This window comes from Mycobacterium sp. IS-1556 (assembly GCF_001499985.1).
Classification (GTDB): domain Bacteria; phylum Actinomycetota; class Actinomycetes; order Mycobacteriales; family Mycobacteriaceae; genus Mycobacterium.
The window spans coordinates 526,099-540,986 of the sequence record NZ_LQIM01000023.1 but is presented as its reverse complement, the minus strand read 5'-3'; the positions used below and the strand labels follow the sequence as shown (position 1 = coordinate 540,986).

Genomic DNA, 14,888 nt, shown 5'->3' with positions numbered 1-14,888 from the left:
GCGACTGGTTGTCTACCGCTCGATGAGCGACGCCGCCCGCGAGATCGAAAATCTGGTGTACACCTACGCCGAGCGGATCGACGCGGGCGACCTGGACGGCGTGGCAGCGCTGTTCGCCCACGGCCGCATCTGCGGGGTGGAGGACGGCCCGCCGGAAACCGTGTTCGAAGGGACAGCACGGGTCCGGCAGATGTACGAGATGGCAACGCGCATCCACGACGACGGCACCCCGAAGACCAAACACTTCACCACCAATGTGCGGATATCCGTCGACGAGGACGCCGGCACCGCCCGCGGCAGCGCGTACTACTGCGTCACTCAGGCGACACCCGAGCTGCCGCTGCAGGTCATCGTCACCGGCCACTACCGCGACACCTTCCACCGCATCGATGGCGCGTGGTGGTTCGACAGCCGCACCATGTACGTCGACCAGGTCGGCGACACCAGCGCGCACCTGAAGTTCTGATCCCGTGCGACATCCCTTCGACGCTGCCGGGCTGATGGCCGCCGCGCAGCAGAAGGAAGGCCTCGAGGATTGGGGTCCGCTGCCATTCATCGAACCGCTGGCGGTGCTCGCCGACAGCTACGCCGGCGCCGACCTCAACGACATCGGCGCACACATCCTGCGCTCGGGTCTGATCCACAGCCTGCGGATGCGGTTGCGCGCCCAGGAGTGGATTCGGCGGCATCCAGCGATCACCGACGAGGTCATCGGCGCACCGATCGTGGTGCTCGGCATGATGCGCAGCGGTACCACGCTGCTGCAGCGCCTGCTGGCCGCCGACGACCGGTTCCACTGCGCCTACGGCTGGGAAGTCGTCGAGGCCGCCCCGAAGCTGGGTTACGACTTCGCCGACCGCGAGGATCCGCGGATCGCCATCAGCGAGCGGCGCGAAGCGACGTCGCGAGAGCACGCACCGGAGTTGTTCTCGATCCACCCGATGTACGCGCGCGAACCCGAGGAGGAGATCGTCTTCCTCTCCGACGCGTTCCTGTCGCACGTGCCCGAGTCGGGAGCACACATTCCCGCATACCGGTCGTGGATCGACGGGCAGGACTTCACTCCCGCCTACGACTACCTGCACCGTATGCTGCAGTTCCTGCAATGGCAGAAGCGTCAGGCGGGCCTCACAGCGCACCGCTGGGTCTTGAAATCGCCTGCCCACCTTGGCTATCTGGACACGTTGCGGATCCGCTTTCCCGACCTGCACATCGTGCACATGCACCGGGACCCGAAGGAAACCATCCCGTCGGGCGCGAGCCTCAACGCGACGCTGCACGCGATGCACGCCGACCGCGTGGACCGCCACCGCGTCGGCGCGGAATGGCTGCAGCGAATGGGATGGACCAACGACCGCGCCATGGCGACCCGGTCCCGATGGAGCGACGAGTCGGTGCGCTGCACCGACATCGAATTCGCCGACGCGGTCGCCGATCCGATCGCTCAGGTGTCGCGGGTCTACGACGCGATCGATGTGCCATTGACTGCCCGTGCGGAGGCAGCGATGCGCCGGTGGCTGACCGACCGGCCGCGCGAGCCCGCCCGGCCGCCCTACTCGGCGTCGGACTACGGCCTCAGCGAGGATCAGATCGACGAGTGGTTCGCGGCCTACAACGACCGGTTCCGTTGCGGCGCAACCCATGGAAGGACGCGATGACCGAATTCACCGGCGATCCCGTTGCGACGGCCTCGCAGCATGAACAGGAACTGGCGGCACTCGAGCTCACGAACCACCCGACGGTCAAGGCGGCGTACCGCAGCGTCGCCGAAACGTGGCTCGGGCGGGCCAAAGCCTCCGATGCCATGCGCGAGCGCTTCGACGACGCCTTCGCCGAGGTGATGTTCTCCGCCGCAGTGTGGTCGTCGAACCAGGACAAGCTGCGACCGAAGGTCAGCTGCATCACCCGGCTCGCTCACCCCGTGGACGGCCGCTCGATACCCGGATCACGCTGGGGCATCGACAATCCCGACAGCGTCTACCGGGTCATCCCGATCTCCGGTGACGAACGCTACGAACTCCACGGCCGCGTCGGCGAGAACCGGATGACCGAGAACTACTTCACGTTGTGGGATGCCAACATGGGCACCGTCGCGGTGCTCAACGGTCGCACCATGGAGGTCGATTCCGACGGCTCGTTCACCATCACCGTCGACTCCCGACCCGCCGACGGCAGGCCCAACCACGTGCAGACCAGCCCCGAGGCACACGAGTTCTACATCCGCGACGTCCTGTTGCACTGGGACCGCGATGACCCGAATCACCTTGCGGTGCAACGACTCGGGCCTGAACCGACTGATGTTTCTCAACCGGCCCGAACCGTTGACGAGCAGGCCGATGCCACCGCGGCCATGATGGCCCACTTCGCGAACTTCACCGGGAAGCTCAGCCACGGCATCTACAAGATGCCGCCAAACCATTTCAACCTCGCATGGTCCGCAGACCGGGTCGGCGCGATGCGCAACCAGGTCTACGTGATGGGCCGGTTCGACCTGAATCCCGGCGAGGCCTTCGTCGTGGACGTCAGCGACGGCGGCGCCGAGTACTTCACCGTCCCGCTGAGCAACATCTGGGGCACCACGCTCGACATCATCGACCGCACCGGCAGCCTCAACAAGGCGCAGTCGGTGCCGAACGAGGACGGCACCTACACCTACGTCATCGCCCCGACCGATCCCGGTGTCGCCAACTGGATCGACTCCGACGGTCTGACCGAGGGCATCCTCACGTTGCGGATGGCCGAGTTCGGCGAGGAGGGACCGAAGCCGGACCTCGGCGCCAGCGGCCGGGTCGTCCCACTCGACAACCTGGAGAACGAGGTTCCGACGCTGCGCCGGGTGTCGGCCGCAGAACGCGCCACCGAACTGGCGGACCGCCGGACCGCCTATCTGCGCCGGCTACCGGAAGGAACTCTGTAGATGGCCCGCTGGCTGATCACCGGTTGCTCGACCGGCATCGGGCGTGAGATCTCCGCCGCTGCCCTCCGGGCGGGGCATTCGGTGGTGGTGACCGCGCGTCGCACCGAGACGGTGGCCGACTTCGCCGAGACCTTCGGTGACCGCGCGGCGATCGTCGCGCTCGACGTGACGGACAAGGCCCAGATCACCGCCGCGGTCCAGAAAGCGACCGAGGCGTTCGGGGGCATAGATGTTCTGGTCAACAACGCCGGACACGGGTACCTGTCCGCCGTTGAGGAGGGCGAGGACGAGAAGGTCCGCAAGCTGTTCGACACGAACTACTTTGGCGTCGTCGACACCATCAAGGCCGTATTGCCTCAGATGCGCGCCCGCCATTCCGGCCACATCATCAACATCTCGTCGATGACGGGCCTGGTGGCCAATCCGCCGAACGCGTACTACTCGTCGACGAAGTTCGCCCTCGAAGCGTTGACCGAGGCCCTCGCCCAAGAGGTCAAGCCGTTCGGCATCCGGGTGACCGCGATCGAACCCGGGGCGTTCCGCACCGACTGGGCGGCCCGCTCGATGTGGGAATCGACGACCCCGATCACCGACTACGACGAGAACGTCGGCGCCCGCAAGACCATGATCAAGGAGTTCGCCAACCACCTTCCCGGCGATCCGCGCAAGGTCGCCGAGGCGGTGTTGATGGTGAGCACGCTCGACGAACCGCCGCTGCGGCTGCTGCTCGGCCGCGACGTGCTCAAGGCAGTCCGAGACAAACTGGCCGCATTCTCGGCTTCCATCGACGAATGGGAAGCCGTCACCAAGGACGTGAACTTCCCGAAGGACGCCGCTGCAGAGCCGTGAGGCTCACGTCAGGGCTTAATGGCCCCATTTCCACGGCTTGTCCCAGTGGCCTGGCGGTGGCACACCCGGAATGTGAGAGATGTGGCCCGGCGACGGGACGAAGTGGCCCGGTGACGGCGGGTCCCACCACCACCACTCATCGTCGGCGACCGCCTGACCTGCGCCAAGGCCGGCGGATGTGATCCCGAGCGCCCCGGCCATCACGGCCCCGGCTGCGAACCTCTTCAGTGTTGTCATCGTCATCGTGAATTCCTCTCGGCTGTCTGCCTCGCCGCTGCATCAATCGCTCTGCGACTGTGCAACACGACAAGGCGCTCACGACTTCCCCGACAGTTCCATCGTGCCACCCGGCCGCCCGGCCGGCCACCCACCCCCCGACCGCTACGTCGTGAACTCCTTCGCCACTTCGGCGACCCTGCGCACCTGATCGATGTCCGAGCTCGTCGGGATGAGGTGGATCTCATCGGCGCCGACGTCTTCGAAGCGGCGCAGCACGTCGAGCAGCTCGTTCTCGACGCCTGCCCATCCCGTCGTCGGCGCCATCGCATCGACGACGTCGTCGGGGATCCAGTTCATGTAGCGCCGCAGATGCCGATGCACCTGTGCGCGCGCCTCGTCGCCGTCGCCGATCGCGAACCAGAACGAGGTCGCGAGGTGTGGCGGGGGCTTACCCGCCTGCGCCCATGCGGTGCGGGCGACATCGAACAGTTCATTCTGCCGGTCGACGTCGAGATCGAGCGTCGTACCCGCCAGCCCGTCTGCCCACTGCGCAGCGCTACGAACCGTTTTCGGGCCGATGGTGCCGACCAGCAACGTCGGCCCGCCGGACTGCACGGGCCGCGGACCGACGGGGATGACGGATTCGGTGATCTTCTCGCCCGCCCAGACCCGCCGCATCACCGCGACGCGCTCGGCCATCCCTCGCATGGTCTGCGTAGCCGGGTCCGCGCCGACCGCGCGGTAGTCCTCGGCCCTGCCGCCGACGCCCAGACCGACGGTCAACCTCCCTCCGCACAGCATGTCACCGGTGGCCAGCGCCTTGGCCAGCATGACGGGGTCATGCAGCTGTGGGACCACCACCGTCGTCACCAACCGGACCCGATCGGTCCAGGCGGCGAGCGCGCCGAGAAGCGTCAGGGTCTCCGGATTGTCGAACGCGATGCGCTCACCCCAACAGAGCGAGGAGAACGGACCGTCGTCGATGGCCCGCGCCCATGCCTTGAGCGTGTCGGTGTCGAGGTTGGGTTCCATCACCGGCATCGTCATCCCGATCTGCACGACGGCGATTCTGGCACGGCTGGCAGCATGAGGGGCATGGCGATCACCACCGCGTCCATCGCGCACATCCGCTTGACCGTCACCGACATCGAGCGGTCGCGCGAGTTCTACGAAGCAGTGTTCGGCTGGCGTGTCCTGTTCGAGCTGCCCGAAGGTGCCGACGCGGCCACCCGCGACGCGCTGAGCTTCCTGTACGGCGGCGTCATCTACGACCTCGGCGGCATGCTGGTGGGTTTGCGGCCCGCGGCCACCGACCGGTTCGACGAGAACCGCACCGGACTCGACCACCTCGCGTTCCGTCTGCTCAGCAAGGACGAACTGGATTCGGCCGCACGGCATCTCGACGAGGTCGGCGTCGCCCACGAACCGATCAAGGACATCGGGCCTTCCTACATCCTCGAGTTCCGCGACCCGGACAACATCGCGTTGGAGTTGACCGCCCCGAAGTGACGTCAGGCCAGGGTGCCCATGATGTCGGCCACTGATCCGGACCTGACTTTTCCGAAACCGGTGCCGGCCCACACATTCACGCCGTGCGGATCGCCGGCGCGGACGGCCGCTGCGCGCAACGGGCTGGTCAGATAGTGCACCTCGGGGTAGCCGAGCGGTGCCTCGGCCTCATGCTCGTCGATGAACCGGTTGCGCAGTCCGCGTGCGTATCGTCCCGAGAATGCTTTCGTCACTGCGGTTTCGGTGAACTCTCCGTCTTGCAGCGCCCCACGGTGCACGGCGCTGCTACCCGCCTCGTCGGCGAGCAGGAACGCAGTTCCCAGTTGCGCGGCCACCGCGCCCGCGCGCCGCACCCGGGCGACATCCTCGGCGGTCATCAGGCCTCCGGCAGCGACGACGGGCACGTCGACACTGTCGATCAGCGAAGCCAGCAGCGCGTCCAAGGGGACATCCGACGGCTGCGCGGTCGGGTCGAAGGTGCCGCGGTGCCCACCGGCCTCCGGTCCCTGCGCGGCCACCGCGTCCACGCCGCGCGCGACGGCCTGCTGCGCCTCGGCCAGCGTGGTCACCGTGCCGACCGTGGTGATACCCGCCGCGCGTAACCGCCGGATCTCCTCGGTGCTGGGCAGACCGAAGGTGAACGACGCCACCGCGGGCCGCATATCGAGAAGGACGTCGAGTTTGGCGGCCCAGGCGTCGTCGTCGAAGCGGGGCTCGCCGAGCGTAGTGGCGTAGCGTTCAGCGTCGCGGGTCAGCGCTTCGGAGTAGCGCTCGATCGCTTCTGCAGCGGCTGCACTGGGTTGCGGCACAAAGAGATTGGCGCCTACCGGGCCGGACGCCAGCCGCTGCGCCGCGTCGAGACGCTCGGCGAACACCTCGGCGGTCAGATAACCGGCCGGGACGAAACCCAGACCGCCCGCCCTGGTTCCGGCGGCGGCCAGTTCGGGTGTCGACGGGCCGCCCGCCATGGGCGCCACGACGACGGGCTGGACGAGGTCTCTGAAGTCGAACGTCATGCTTACATCGTGCAACGTTGCCGTCTCACCGCCGACGGTGGTTGACTGAACCGGTATGGCCATCACTTTCAACCACACCATCGTGGCCGCGCGGGACCGCGAGGAATCGGCCAGGTTCTTCACCGAGTTGTTCGGGCTGCCGGCTGCCAAGGAGTTCGGCCCTTTCCTGGCGGTGCCCTTGGCGCACGAGGCCAGCCTTGATTACGCACAGGCCGGCACGGACGAGGACATCCGGCCGCAGCATTACGCCTTCCTGGTGTCCGAGGACGAGTTCTCCGAGATCTACGGGCGCATTCGGGAGCGTGGTCTGCAGCACTGGGCCGATCCGCATGGCTCGCGCCCCGGCGAGATCAACCACAACGACGGTGGTCGCGGTGTCTACTTCCAGGATCCCTCGGGCCATTACCTCGAGATCATCACGCGGCCCTACGGATCCGGTTCCGGCTGACCCGCGACGCTAACTCAGCGAGTGGCCGCGCTTGGATTCCTGACTGCGGTAGTCGTCGGCGAGCTTTCGCACATGCTTGGGTAACGCATCGGCGGCCACGTCAGCCACGCTCGTCTGCTCGAGCACTGAACGCATGCTCGCCCGCAGCGCCCGCCAGACGTCGGTCAGCGGGGTCGTCGGCCCGGTGTACGGCAGATCGCCGAGGCCGATGTCTCTGACGCTGGCCAGCGGACCGTCGATGCAACGCAGCACGTCGGCGAGGCTGATGTCCTTCGCGGCCCGGGCCAACTCGTAGCCACCTTCGCGGCCGCGGTGACTGCGCACCAGGCGGTCGGTGCGCAGGTCAGAGAGGATGTCGACGAGAAACTGCGGCGGAATGCCCTGCGCCTTGGCCAGATCGTCGGTCGTGACGAGGACACCGTCCTGGGCGGTCGCGAGTTGCACCATCGCGCGGACGGCGTACTCGGCTTTGGCCGACATGCGCATGTGCCCAGTCAATCACGCGTGACAGCCAGCACCGCCTCGGCAAGCTCGGGCCGGCAGACAACGAGGTCGGGCAGCAACGGGTCGGGCCGGTTGTAGATCAGCGGCGAGCCGTCGATACGGGACGCATGCAGGCCCGCAGCGCGGGCGACGGCGACTGGCGCCGCGGAGTCCCACTCGTACTGGCCGCCGGCGTGCACGTACACGTCCGAAAGTCCCTGCACAACCGACGCGACCTTCGCCCCGGCCGAGCCCATCTCGACCAATGTGCCGTCCAGCGCGTCGCGCACCGCGAGCGCGATCGATGGCGGGCGCGTCCGCGAGACCACGATCCGGGGCTTGTCGGGACCGGCGGGCGGTGAGTCGACCGCGGGGGTGGCCAGCGTGACGCCTTGCGCGGGAAGCGCGATCGCGCCGGCGACCAGTTCACCGGCCTGCCATAGTGCGACATGCACTGCCCAGTCGTCGCGGCCCAGTTCGGAGAACTCGCGGGTGCCGTCGAGCGGGTCGATGATCCACACCCGTCCGGCGGTCAGGCGGACCGGGTCGTCGGCGCCCTCTTCCGAGAGCACGGCGTCGTCCGGCCGCTCGGCAGCCAGCGCTTCGGCGAGGAAGTCGTGAGAGCGCTTGTCCCCCGCGGCTTTACGCTCGGCTTCGCTCGCATCGGCCAGTTCGGAGCGGACGTCGAGCAGGAGCTTCCCGGCCGCCGTGGCCAGGCGGGCGGCGAGTTCGTGATCGCTCACCGGTCGCTTTCCAGCAGCTCGATCACCATCTCGGCGAGTTGCTCGGGGTCGCGGTCGGGAGTCAGTCGCAGATCCGGGTTCTTCGGCCGCTGATACGGACTGTCGATACCGGTGAAGTGGGTGATCTTCCCGGCGCGGGCTTTGGCGTACAGGCCCTTCGGATCGCGACGTTCGCAATCCTCCAGTGGGGTGTCGCAGAACACCTCGAAGAAGTCCAGGCCCGCCTCGGTGGTCACCGTTCTGGCCAGGGCCCGATGCTCCTCGAGCGGACTGATCGCCGGCACCAGCACCACCTGTCCGGAGTCGGCGAGGATTGCCGCGACGTGCGCCAACCTGCGCTGGTTCTCGGCGCGGTCGGCCATCGAGAACCCGAGGTCGGCGTTGAGGCCGTGGCGCAGGTTGTCGCCGTCGAGAACATAAGCGGGAACGCCTTTCTCGATCAGCTTCTGTTCGACCAGCATCGCCACCGACGACTTCCCCGAACCCGACAGGCCGGTGAACCACACCGTCTTGCCCTTGCTCAGTCGGTCCTCGGCCTTGCACAGCGATTCGTGGCGCACGGTGTTGGGGCTCGAGGTGCGCGCGGTGACCTGCGGCAGGATCATGCCCGCCGCGACCGTGCCGTTGGTGTTCGGGTCGATCAGGATGAACGAGCCGGTGGCCGCGTTGCGGCTGTACTCGTCGAGCAACAGCGGCTGTTGGGTGCGCAGCGAGATGCGGCCGAGCTCATTGAGTTTGAGCGCGGTGGCTTCCTTGTCGCGGTGCAGCGTGTTGACGTCGAGTCGGTAGTCGAGGGCGGTGACCCTGGCCCGTGTGGTGCGGGTGGTGTGCTTGATCAGGTAGTCGCGGCCGGGCTCCAGCGCGGATCCGTCGGCCATCCAGCAGACGGTGGCGTCGAACTCCTGGGTGACTCTCGGCTGGTTGTTCGGTCGCGCGATCAAATCGCCGCGAGAGATGTCGATGTCGTCGGTGAGGCTGATCGCCACCGCCATCGGAGGAAACGCTTCGTCGACCGGTCCGGCCGGACCCTCGATCGCCGCGATCCGGGACGTCAATCCCGCGGGCAGCACGACGACGTCATCGCCGACCTTCATCACGCCGCCGGCGACAGTGCCTGCGTAGCTGCGGTGGTCGTGGTGCTCGAACGACTGCGGGCGGATCACGTACTGAACGGGAAAGCGGACGTCGACGAGATTGCGGTCCCCGGCGATGTAGACCTCTTCGAGGTGGCTCAGCAGCGGCGGACCCTCGTACCACGGGGTGTTGTCGGACTTGGTGACCACGTTGTCGCCGTTGAGCGCCGACAACGGGATCGTCGTCACGTCGTGGATGTCCAGGCGTGCGGCGAAGTCGTGGAAGTCATCGCGGATCTTCTCGAATCGCTCTCTGTCCCAATCGATCAGATCCATCTTGTTCACCGCGAGCACGATGTGGCGGATGCCCAGCAGTGACGCCAGGAACGCATGCCGACGGGACTGCTCGAGCAGGCCGTGGCGGGCGTCGACCAGGACGATGGCCAGTTGCGCCGTGGATGTGCCCGTCACCATGTTGCGGGTGTACTGGATGTGGCCGGGCGTGTCGGCGATGATGAATTTGCGCTTGGGCGTTGCGAAGTAGCGGTAGGCGACGTCGATCGTGATGCCCTGCTCGCGTTCTGCGCGCAGACCGTCGGTGACCAGCGCCAGATCGGTGTAGTCGTGACCGCGTTCCTTGGATGTGCGCTCCACCGAGGCCAATTGGTCTTCCATGACGGCTTTGGAGTCGAAGAGCAGCCGCCCGATGAGCGTGGACTTTCCGTCGTCGACCGAGCCCGCGGTGGCGATCCGGAGCAACGTCGCGGCGGGCCGCGCAGTGGAGGCGGGCCGCTCAGTGGTGCGAGTCATCAGAAGTACCCCTCACGCTTGCGGTCTTCCATGCCGGCCTCGGAGATGCGGTCGTCGGCGCGGGTGGCGCCACGCTCGGTGAGCCGCGACACCGCCGTTTCGGCGATCACTTCCGCGACCGTCGCCGCGCGCGACTCCACGCAGCCGGTGCATGTGACGTCACCGACGGTGCGGAACCGCACGGTCTTCTCGACGACTTCCTCGTCCTTGCGCGGCTGCAGGTGCTTGTGCACGGCCAGCAGCATCCCGTCGCGCTCGAACACCTTGCGGCGGTGTGCGTAGTAGATCGACGGCAGCTTGATCTTCTCGGCGCCGATGTAGGACCAGATGTCGAACTCGGTCCAGTTCGACAACGGGAACACGCGGATGTGCTCGCCCTTGTGGTGCCTGCCGTTGTACAGGTTCCACAGTTCCGGCCGCTGGGCCTTCGGGTCCCACTGGCCGAACTCGTCGCGGAACGAGAACACCCGCTCCTTGGCGCGCGCCTTCTCCTCGTCGCGGCGGGCACCGCCGAACGCGGCGTCGAACTTGTTCTCGCGGATGGCCCGCAGCAGCGTGACGGTCTGGATCGGATTGCGCGACGGAATCGTCTCGACCACGCGGCCGGCGTCGATGTCGTCCTGCACCTTGGCCACGACCAGTCGGACGCCGAACTCCTCGACGAGTTCGTTGCGGGTGTGCAGCACCTCGTCGAAGTTGTGGCCGGTGTCGACGTGCATCACCGGGAACGGGAGCCGGCCGGGCCGAAACGCCTTCAGCGCGAGATGCAGCATGACGATGGAGTCCTTGCCGCCGGAGAACAGCAGCACGGGCCGCTCGAACTCCGCGGCCACCTCGCGGATGATGTGGATGGCCTCGGCCTCCAGGGAGCGCAGATGACTGAGCTCGTAGCGCCCTGCGTTGACCTGTTCGGTGGTGGTGACGGCGGTCATCTTTTCCTCGTAAAGTTGGTAGGATTGACCATATTTATGACCATTGCCCGCTATTAGACACCGGGGGCGCGCCCGATGTCAACGCACTGGGGTGCACGCTTCCGCAGGAAGGAACCGCGGGATTACAGGGTGACTTCGTTGAGCCGGCCCGTCGCGACGTCGAAGACAAAGCCGCGCGCCGACTCGTGTCTGGTGACGAACGGGCTGGCCTCGATCCGTCGCAGCGACTGCCGCACGTCCTCCTCGACGTCGATGAACGCTTCGGCGGCCCACTCGGGCTTGATGCCGGTCTCGTCCTGGATCTGTTGCTTGAAGCCGTCGTCGGTGAACGTCAGCATGCCGCAGTCCGTGTGGTGGATCAGGATGATCTCCTTGGTGCCGAGCAGCCGTTGACTGATCGCCAGCGAGCGAATCTCGTCGTCGGTGACGACGCCGCCCGCGTTGCGGATGACGTGTGCCTCGCCGTCGCCGAGGCCGAGGATCCGGTACACGTCGAGGCGGGCGTCCATGCACGCGACCACCGCGACATGCTTACTCGGCGGCAGTGGCAAGGGACCGGAGAACGTACTCGCGTACGCCTCGTTGTTCTTCAGGTACTCATCGGTCACAGACATTTCTCGACGATAGCCCTGCATCGGTGTGGCGACAGGGAAGAAAATCACGCCGATCGCATCGACCCCGGAGCGGCGAGGTCGTAGACCGTGGCGCCATCAACATCGATGGGTGCGAAGGTCTGCTGCACCCACGCGGCGATATCGGTCGCGCTACCGGAGTTGTGACCGGGAGGGCCGCCATGGGTGTCGGCGATGAAATAGCGCACCTGCCCATCGGCGACGTATGCCTGGAACTGCGCGAGCGTCGGTGAGTTGTCCGACCCGGTGAAGCCGCCGATCGCCATGATCGATACTCCCGTCTTCAGCTCGAGCCTGCTCGCGGTCATCGACCCGATGGTCGCGGCTGCCCACCGGGTTTCGGCCCCCTCGACCAGGCCCTCGAGCGCCGGGTTGTCCGTCGCGGCGCGCGGGCCACCCGGCGGACTTCCCACGTCCTGCCCGTCGCCGCCGGGTCCACTGCGCGCGCCGGCGGGTCCGGCGACGGCCATCGCGCCGCCGTGCGTGTCGGCGACGGTGGCCACCGTGTATGCGGTCGTGCCGGTAATGCCGAATACCATTGCTGCTACAGCGAATACTGCTGTAGCCCGGCCGAACCGCTGTGCGCCGACGACCAGCGCGGTTGCCGCGACCACCGACCCCGCGAGCACCACCCAACGCAGGACGGGCCACCACTCCGGCGTCCGGTCGAGCAGGACGAACGCCCAGACGCCCGTCGCCGCCGACATCACCGCCAGCGCGGCTCGTCGCGCGAAAAACTGGCGGCCCCGCCATAATTCAGTCACCGAGATACCGACCAGCGCCGCGACCGCCGGTGCCAGCGCGACGGTGTAATAGGGATGGATGATGCCGTCCATGAAGCTGAACACGGCACCGGTGACCACCAGCCAGCCACCCCACAGCAGCAGTGCGGCACGCACCGGGTTGGTTCTGGGTGCGCGCCGGGTGAACCAGAGTCCGGCGAGCAGACCGATCATCGCTGCGGGCAACAGCCACGAGCCCTGAGTCCCCATCGATTCGCCGAACAGCCTGACGATCCCCGGCTCACCACCGAAGAACAGATTCGCGCCGCCGCTCGGACCGCCCGGTCCCCCGGGACCACCGCCGCCGGGGCCCTGCCCTCCGGCGATGCGCTCGATTCCGTTGTAGCCCAGGGCAAGCTGCAGCAGGCTGTTATTCGACGAACCGCCGATGTACGGCCGTGAGTCAGCGGGCCACAGTTCGACCAACGCGATGTACCAGCCCGCGGAGGCCACCATTGCGGCGGCACCGATCGCCAGCTTGCCGAAGCGCTGCCACAAGCCCACGGGCGCCGCGACCAGAAATGCCAGCCCCAGGCCGGGAACCACGAGGAACGCCTGCAGCATCTTGGTCAGAAACGCGAAACCGACGGCGCAACCGGCCATTGCGACCCACCGACTGCTTGCGGTTTCGATGGCCCGAACCATGCAGTACGCGGCCACCACGATCAGCAGCACCAGCAGCGCATCGGGGTTGTTGAACCGGAACATCAACGCCGCCACGGGTGTCAGCGCCAGCGCCGCACCCGCGCTCAGGCCCGCCGCGGGCCCGCTCACCCGTCGTACTGCGCCGTAGAGAACCGCGACAGAAGCTACGCCCATCAACGCCTGCGGCAGCAACATGGCGAAGGGACTGAATCCGAACAGCCTTCCGGACAACGACATCAGCCACAGCGCTGCCGGCGGCTTGTCGACCGTGATCGCGTTCCCGGCGTCCAGCGAACCGAACAGCCAGGCCTTCCAGTCCTGCGTGCCGGCCTGTGCGGCGGCGGCGTAGTAGTCGTTCGCCCAGCCGGATCCGCCGAGGCCCCACAGGTACAGCACCGCGGTGGCCGACAACAGCGCGGCCAGCGCCGGCCGAACCCAACGCGGGTCGGCCCGCTCGTTCGGTGATGCCGCGGAGGCGAGTGAGCGAATGTCCGTAATCATGGTCATCGGTGTATTCCTTTGTGTCGTAGTGGGATCAGCGGTTGCGACATGGCTGAAAGACCCAGCCCCGCAGGAGCACGAACCGCGCAGCGGTGGCCGCCAGATTGGCCAGCACCAGCACCAGCACCTCGACCAGACGATGCGGTTCGGCGACGAGTGCGTGCAGGACTCCGAGCGAGCCGCTGGTGATGGCGAGCGCGATCGCGAACACGACCAGGCCCTCGACGTGGTGGCGCGCTGCGTTGGTGGTTCCACCGATGCCGAAGGTGAATCGCCGGTTCGCCGCAGTGTTGCCGACGGCGGTGGCCAGCAGCGCGATCGAATTGGCCGCCTGCGCCCCGACCCACTGCTGAAACAACAGGAACAGCACGACGTAGGCGGCGGTCGAAGCGACGCCGACGGCACCGAACCGCACGATCTGGCGGACCAGCGACCCCGGCGCCGACGCCCTGGAAGACCCGAGTTGCGCGGCGATGGACTGCACGGGGACCGAACCGTCGGCGAATCCACGCAGCAGCCGGCCGATGCCTCTGAGGTCGGCCACGGCGGTGGCCAGAATGTCGACGCGGCTGTCGGGGTCGTCCACCCAGTCGACGGGCACTTCGTGGATACGCAACCCGCTTCGTTCGGCCAGCACCAGCAGCTCGGTGTCGAAGAACCACCCGGTGTCGGCGACGTGCGGCAGCAGCAGGCGAGCGACGTCGGCGCGGATCGCTTTGAACCCGCACTGCGCGTCGGAGAACCCGGTGGCCAGCGTGGATTTGAGGATCAGGTTGTAGCAGCGCGAGATGACCTCGCGCTTGGCGCCGCGCACGACGCGTGCGCTGCGGTTCAACCGCGTCCCGACGGCCAGGTCTGAGTGGCCGGAGATCAACGACGCCACGAGCGGCGCCAATGCCCGCAGATCGGTGGACAGGTCGACGTCCATGTATGCCAGCACCTGCGCGTCGGAGCCCGACCACACGACGTGCAGCGCACGGCCGCGGCCCTTCTGCGGGAGCCGAACCACTCGCACGTCGCTGAGTTCGGCGGCCAACTCGGCAGCGACTTGCGGGGTGTCGTCATGGCTTGCGTTGTCGGCGATCGTGATTCGCGCCGGAAACGGAAACTCCTCTCGAAGATGCCGATGCAAGCGGCGCACCGAGGCGGCCAGGTCGGCCTGCTCGTTGTACACCGGGATCACGACGTCGAGCACGGGCACACCGGCGTCACGGGCCGCCGCGGCGGCGTTCGGCCGTGATGCGAAGCGCATGGGCCCAAACGGGTCCCGGTCCAGGGCGAGGTCTGTCATGACGCCCATCGTCGGGTCGCCGGTTGTGACTGCCGTTG

The 14,888-nt window shown here is 67.3% G+C and carries 15 protein-coding genes and 1 pseudogene; 6 read left to right on the top strand and 10 right to left on the bottom strand.

Going from position 1 to position 14,888, the window contains the following annotated elements; translation table 11 throughout:
* Positions 1-22: 22 nt before the first annotated feature.
* From AU187_RS16295 to AU187_RS16280, 4 genes are read left to right on the top strand one after another with little or no spacing between them, the layout of a single operon-like run.
* Complete coding sequence (locus tag AU187_RS16295) at positions 23-466, top strand: nuclear transport factor 2 family protein (protein ID WP_059097794.1); 444 nt, start codon at positions 23-25, stop codon at positions 464-466.
* 34 nt (positions 467-500) lie between these two features.
* Positions 501-1,658 (top strand): sulfotransferase family protein, encoded by a 1,158-nt coding sequence (locus AU187_RS16290; RefSeq protein WP_059097795.1) that lies wholly within the window; start codon positions 501-503, stop codon positions 1,656-1,658.
* Positions 1,655-2,917, top strand: coding sequence for a hypothetical protein (locus AU187_RS16285; protein WP_059098373.1), 1,263 nt, complete (start codon positions 1,655-1,657; stop codon positions 2,915-2,917). The genes AU187_RS16290 and AU187_RS16285 overlap by 4 nt, the downstream gene beginning before the upstream one ends.
* A complete protein-coding gene (locus AU187_RS16280) occupies positions 2,918-3,766 on the top strand; it encodes an oxidoreductase (protein ID WP_059097796.1) in 849 nt (282 codons plus the stop codon).
* A gap of 15 nt (positions 3,767-3,781) precedes the next feature.
* Here the strand turns inward: AU187_RS16280 and AU187_RS25120 are convergent, their stop codons facing one another.
* Positions 3,782-4,009, bottom strand: coding sequence for a hypothetical protein (locus AU187_RS25120; protein WP_231740216.1), 228 nt, complete (start codon positions 4,007-4,009; stop codon positions 3,782-3,784).
* A 138-nt stretch (positions 4,010-4,147) separates the two neighbouring features.
* On the bottom strand, positions 4,148-5,032 hold the full coding sequence (locus AU187_RS16275; protein ID WP_059098374.1) for an LLM class flavin-dependent oxidoreductase: 885 nt from the start codon (positions 5,030-5,032) through the stop codon (positions 4,148-4,150).
* Between the two features lie 48 nt (positions 5,033-5,080).
* Between AU187_RS16275 and AU187_RS16270 the strand changes: the two genes are divergently transcribed.
* Entirely contained in the window at positions 5,081-5,494 is a 414-nt protein-coding gene (locus AU187_RS16270) for a VOC family protein (RefSeq protein ID WP_059097797.1), read from the top strand.
* Between the two features lie 2 nt (positions 5,495-5,496).
* Here AU187_RS16270 and AU187_RS16265 read toward each other — a convergent pair whose 3' ends face one another.
* Complete coding sequence (locus AU187_RS16265) at positions 5,497-6,510, bottom strand: nitronate monooxygenase (RefSeq protein ID WP_059098375.1); 1,014 nt, start codon at positions 6,508-6,510, stop codon at positions 5,497-5,499.
* 55 nt (positions 6,511-6,565) lie between these two features.
* Between AU187_RS16265 and AU187_RS16260 the strand changes: the two genes are divergently transcribed.
* Positions 6,566-6,958 carry a VOC family protein gene (locus AU187_RS16260; protein ID WP_059097798.1) on the top strand — a complete coding sequence of 131 codons (393 nt, stop codon included), beginning with the start codon at positions 6,566-6,568 and terminating at the stop codon, positions 6,956-6,958.
* A 9-nt stretch (positions 6,959-6,967) separates the two neighbouring features.
* Here AU187_RS16260 and AU187_RS16255 read toward each other — a convergent pair whose 3' ends face one another.
* The 7 genes and pseudogenes from AU187_RS16255 to AU187_RS16225 all read right to left on the bottom strand — a co-directional run bounded on the left by AU187_RS16255 (position 6,968) and on the right by AU187_RS16225 (position 14,859).
* Positions 6,968-7,444, bottom strand: a complete 477-nt coding sequence (locus AU187_RS16255) for an Rrf2 family transcriptional regulator (RefSeq protein ID WP_059097799.1) — start codon at positions 7,442-7,444, stop codon at positions 6,968-6,970.
* 8 nt (positions 7,445-7,452) lie between these two features.
* Positions 7,453-8,184, bottom strand: coding sequence for a 3'(2'),5'-bisphosphate nucleotidase CysQ (locus tag AU187_RS16250; protein WP_059097800.1), 732 nt, complete (start codon positions 8,182-8,184; stop codon positions 7,453-7,455).
* Positions 8,181-10,067, bottom strand: a complete 1,887-nt coding sequence (gene cysN, locus AU187_RS16245; protein ID WP_059097801.1) for a sulfate adenylyltransferase subunit CysN — start codon at positions 10,065-10,067, stop codon at positions 8,181-8,183. Before cysN ends, AU187_RS16250 begins: the two co-directional genes overlap by 4 nt.
* Positions 10,067-11,043 (bottom strand): annotated as a pseudogene (gene cysD / locus AU187_RS16240) (sulfate adenylyltransferase subunit CysD). The gene cysN and the pseudogene cysD overlap by 1 nt, the downstream one beginning before the upstream one ends.
* Before the next feature lie 78 nt (positions 11,044-11,121).
* Positions 11,122-11,613 carry a beta-class carbonic anhydrase gene (locus AU187_RS16235; RefSeq protein WP_059098376.1) on the bottom strand — a complete coding sequence of 164 codons (492 nt, stop codon included), beginning with the start codon at positions 11,611-11,613 and terminating at the stop codon, positions 11,122-11,124.
* Between the two features lie 44 nt (positions 11,614-11,657).
* Positions 11,658-13,565, bottom strand: coding sequence for an ArnT family glycosyltransferase (locus tag AU187_RS16230; protein WP_172800272.1), 1,908 nt, complete (start codon positions 13,563-13,565; stop codon positions 11,658-11,660).
* Positions 13,566-13,593: 28 nt separating this feature from the next.
* Positions 13,594-14,859: a bifunctional glycosyltransferase family 2/GtrA family protein gene (locus AU187_RS16225; protein ID WP_059166918.1), complete on the bottom strand. Its 1,266-nt coding sequence runs from the start codon at positions 14,857-14,859 to the stop codon at positions 13,594-13,596.
* Positions 14,860-14,888: the final 29 nt, after the last annotated feature.

Excerpts from the sequence above, each read along its gene's own strand:
- AU187_RS16295 (WP_059097794.1), top strand. The coding sequence starts at position 23 with ATGAGCGACGCCGCCCGCGAGATCGAAAATCTGGTGTACACCTACGCC.
- AU187_RS16290 (WP_059097795.1), top strand. The coding sequence starts at position 501 with ATGGCCGCCGCGCAGCAGAAGGAAGGCCTCGAGGATTGGGGTCCGCTG.
- AU187_RS16285 (WP_059098373.1), top strand. The coding sequence starts at position 1,655 with ATGACCGAATTCACCGGCGATCCCGTTGCGACGGCCTCGCAGCATGAA.
- AU187_RS16280 (WP_059097796.1), top strand. The coding sequence starts at position 2,918 with ATGGCCCGCTGGCTGATCACCGGTTGCTCGACCGGCATCGGGCGTGAG.
- AU187_RS25120 (WP_231740216.1), bottom strand. The coding sequence starts at position 4,009 with ATGACGATGACAACACTGAAGAGGTTCGCAGCCGGGGCCGTGATGGCC.
- AU187_RS16275 (WP_059098374.1), bottom strand. The coding sequence starts at position 5,032 with ATGACGATGCCGGTGATGGAACCCAACCTCGACACCGACACGCTCAAG.
- AU187_RS16270 (WP_059097797.1), top strand. The coding sequence starts at position 5,081 with ATGGCGATCACCACCGCGTCCATCGCGCACATCCGCTTGACCGTCACC.
- AU187_RS16265 (WP_059098375.1), bottom strand. The coding sequence starts at position 6,510 with ATGACGTTCGACTTCAGAGACCTCGTCCAGCCCGTCGTCGTGGCGCCC.
- AU187_RS16260 (WP_059097798.1), top strand. The coding sequence starts at position 6,566 with ATGGCCATCACTTTCAACCACACCATCGTGGCCGCGCGGGACCGCGAG.
- AU187_RS16255 (WP_059097799.1), bottom strand. The coding sequence starts at position 7,444 with ATGCGCATGTCGGCCAAAGCCGAGTACGCCGTCCGCGCGATGGTGCAA.
- cysN (WP_059097801.1), bottom strand. The coding sequence starts at position 10,067 with ATGACTCGCACCACTGAGCGGCCCGCCTCCACTGCGCGGCCCGCCGCG.
- AU187_RS16235 (WP_059098376.1), bottom strand. The coding sequence starts at position 11,613 with ATGTCTGTGACCGATGAGTACCTGAAGAACAACGAGGCGTACGCGAGT.
- AU187_RS16230 (WP_172800272.1), bottom strand. The coding sequence starts at position 13,565 with ATGACCATGATTACGGACATTCGCTCACTCGCCTCCGCGGCATCACCG.
- AU187_RS16225 (WP_059166918.1), bottom strand. The coding sequence starts at position 14,859 with ATGGGCGTCATGACAGACCTCGCCCTGGACCGGGACCCGTTTGGGCCC.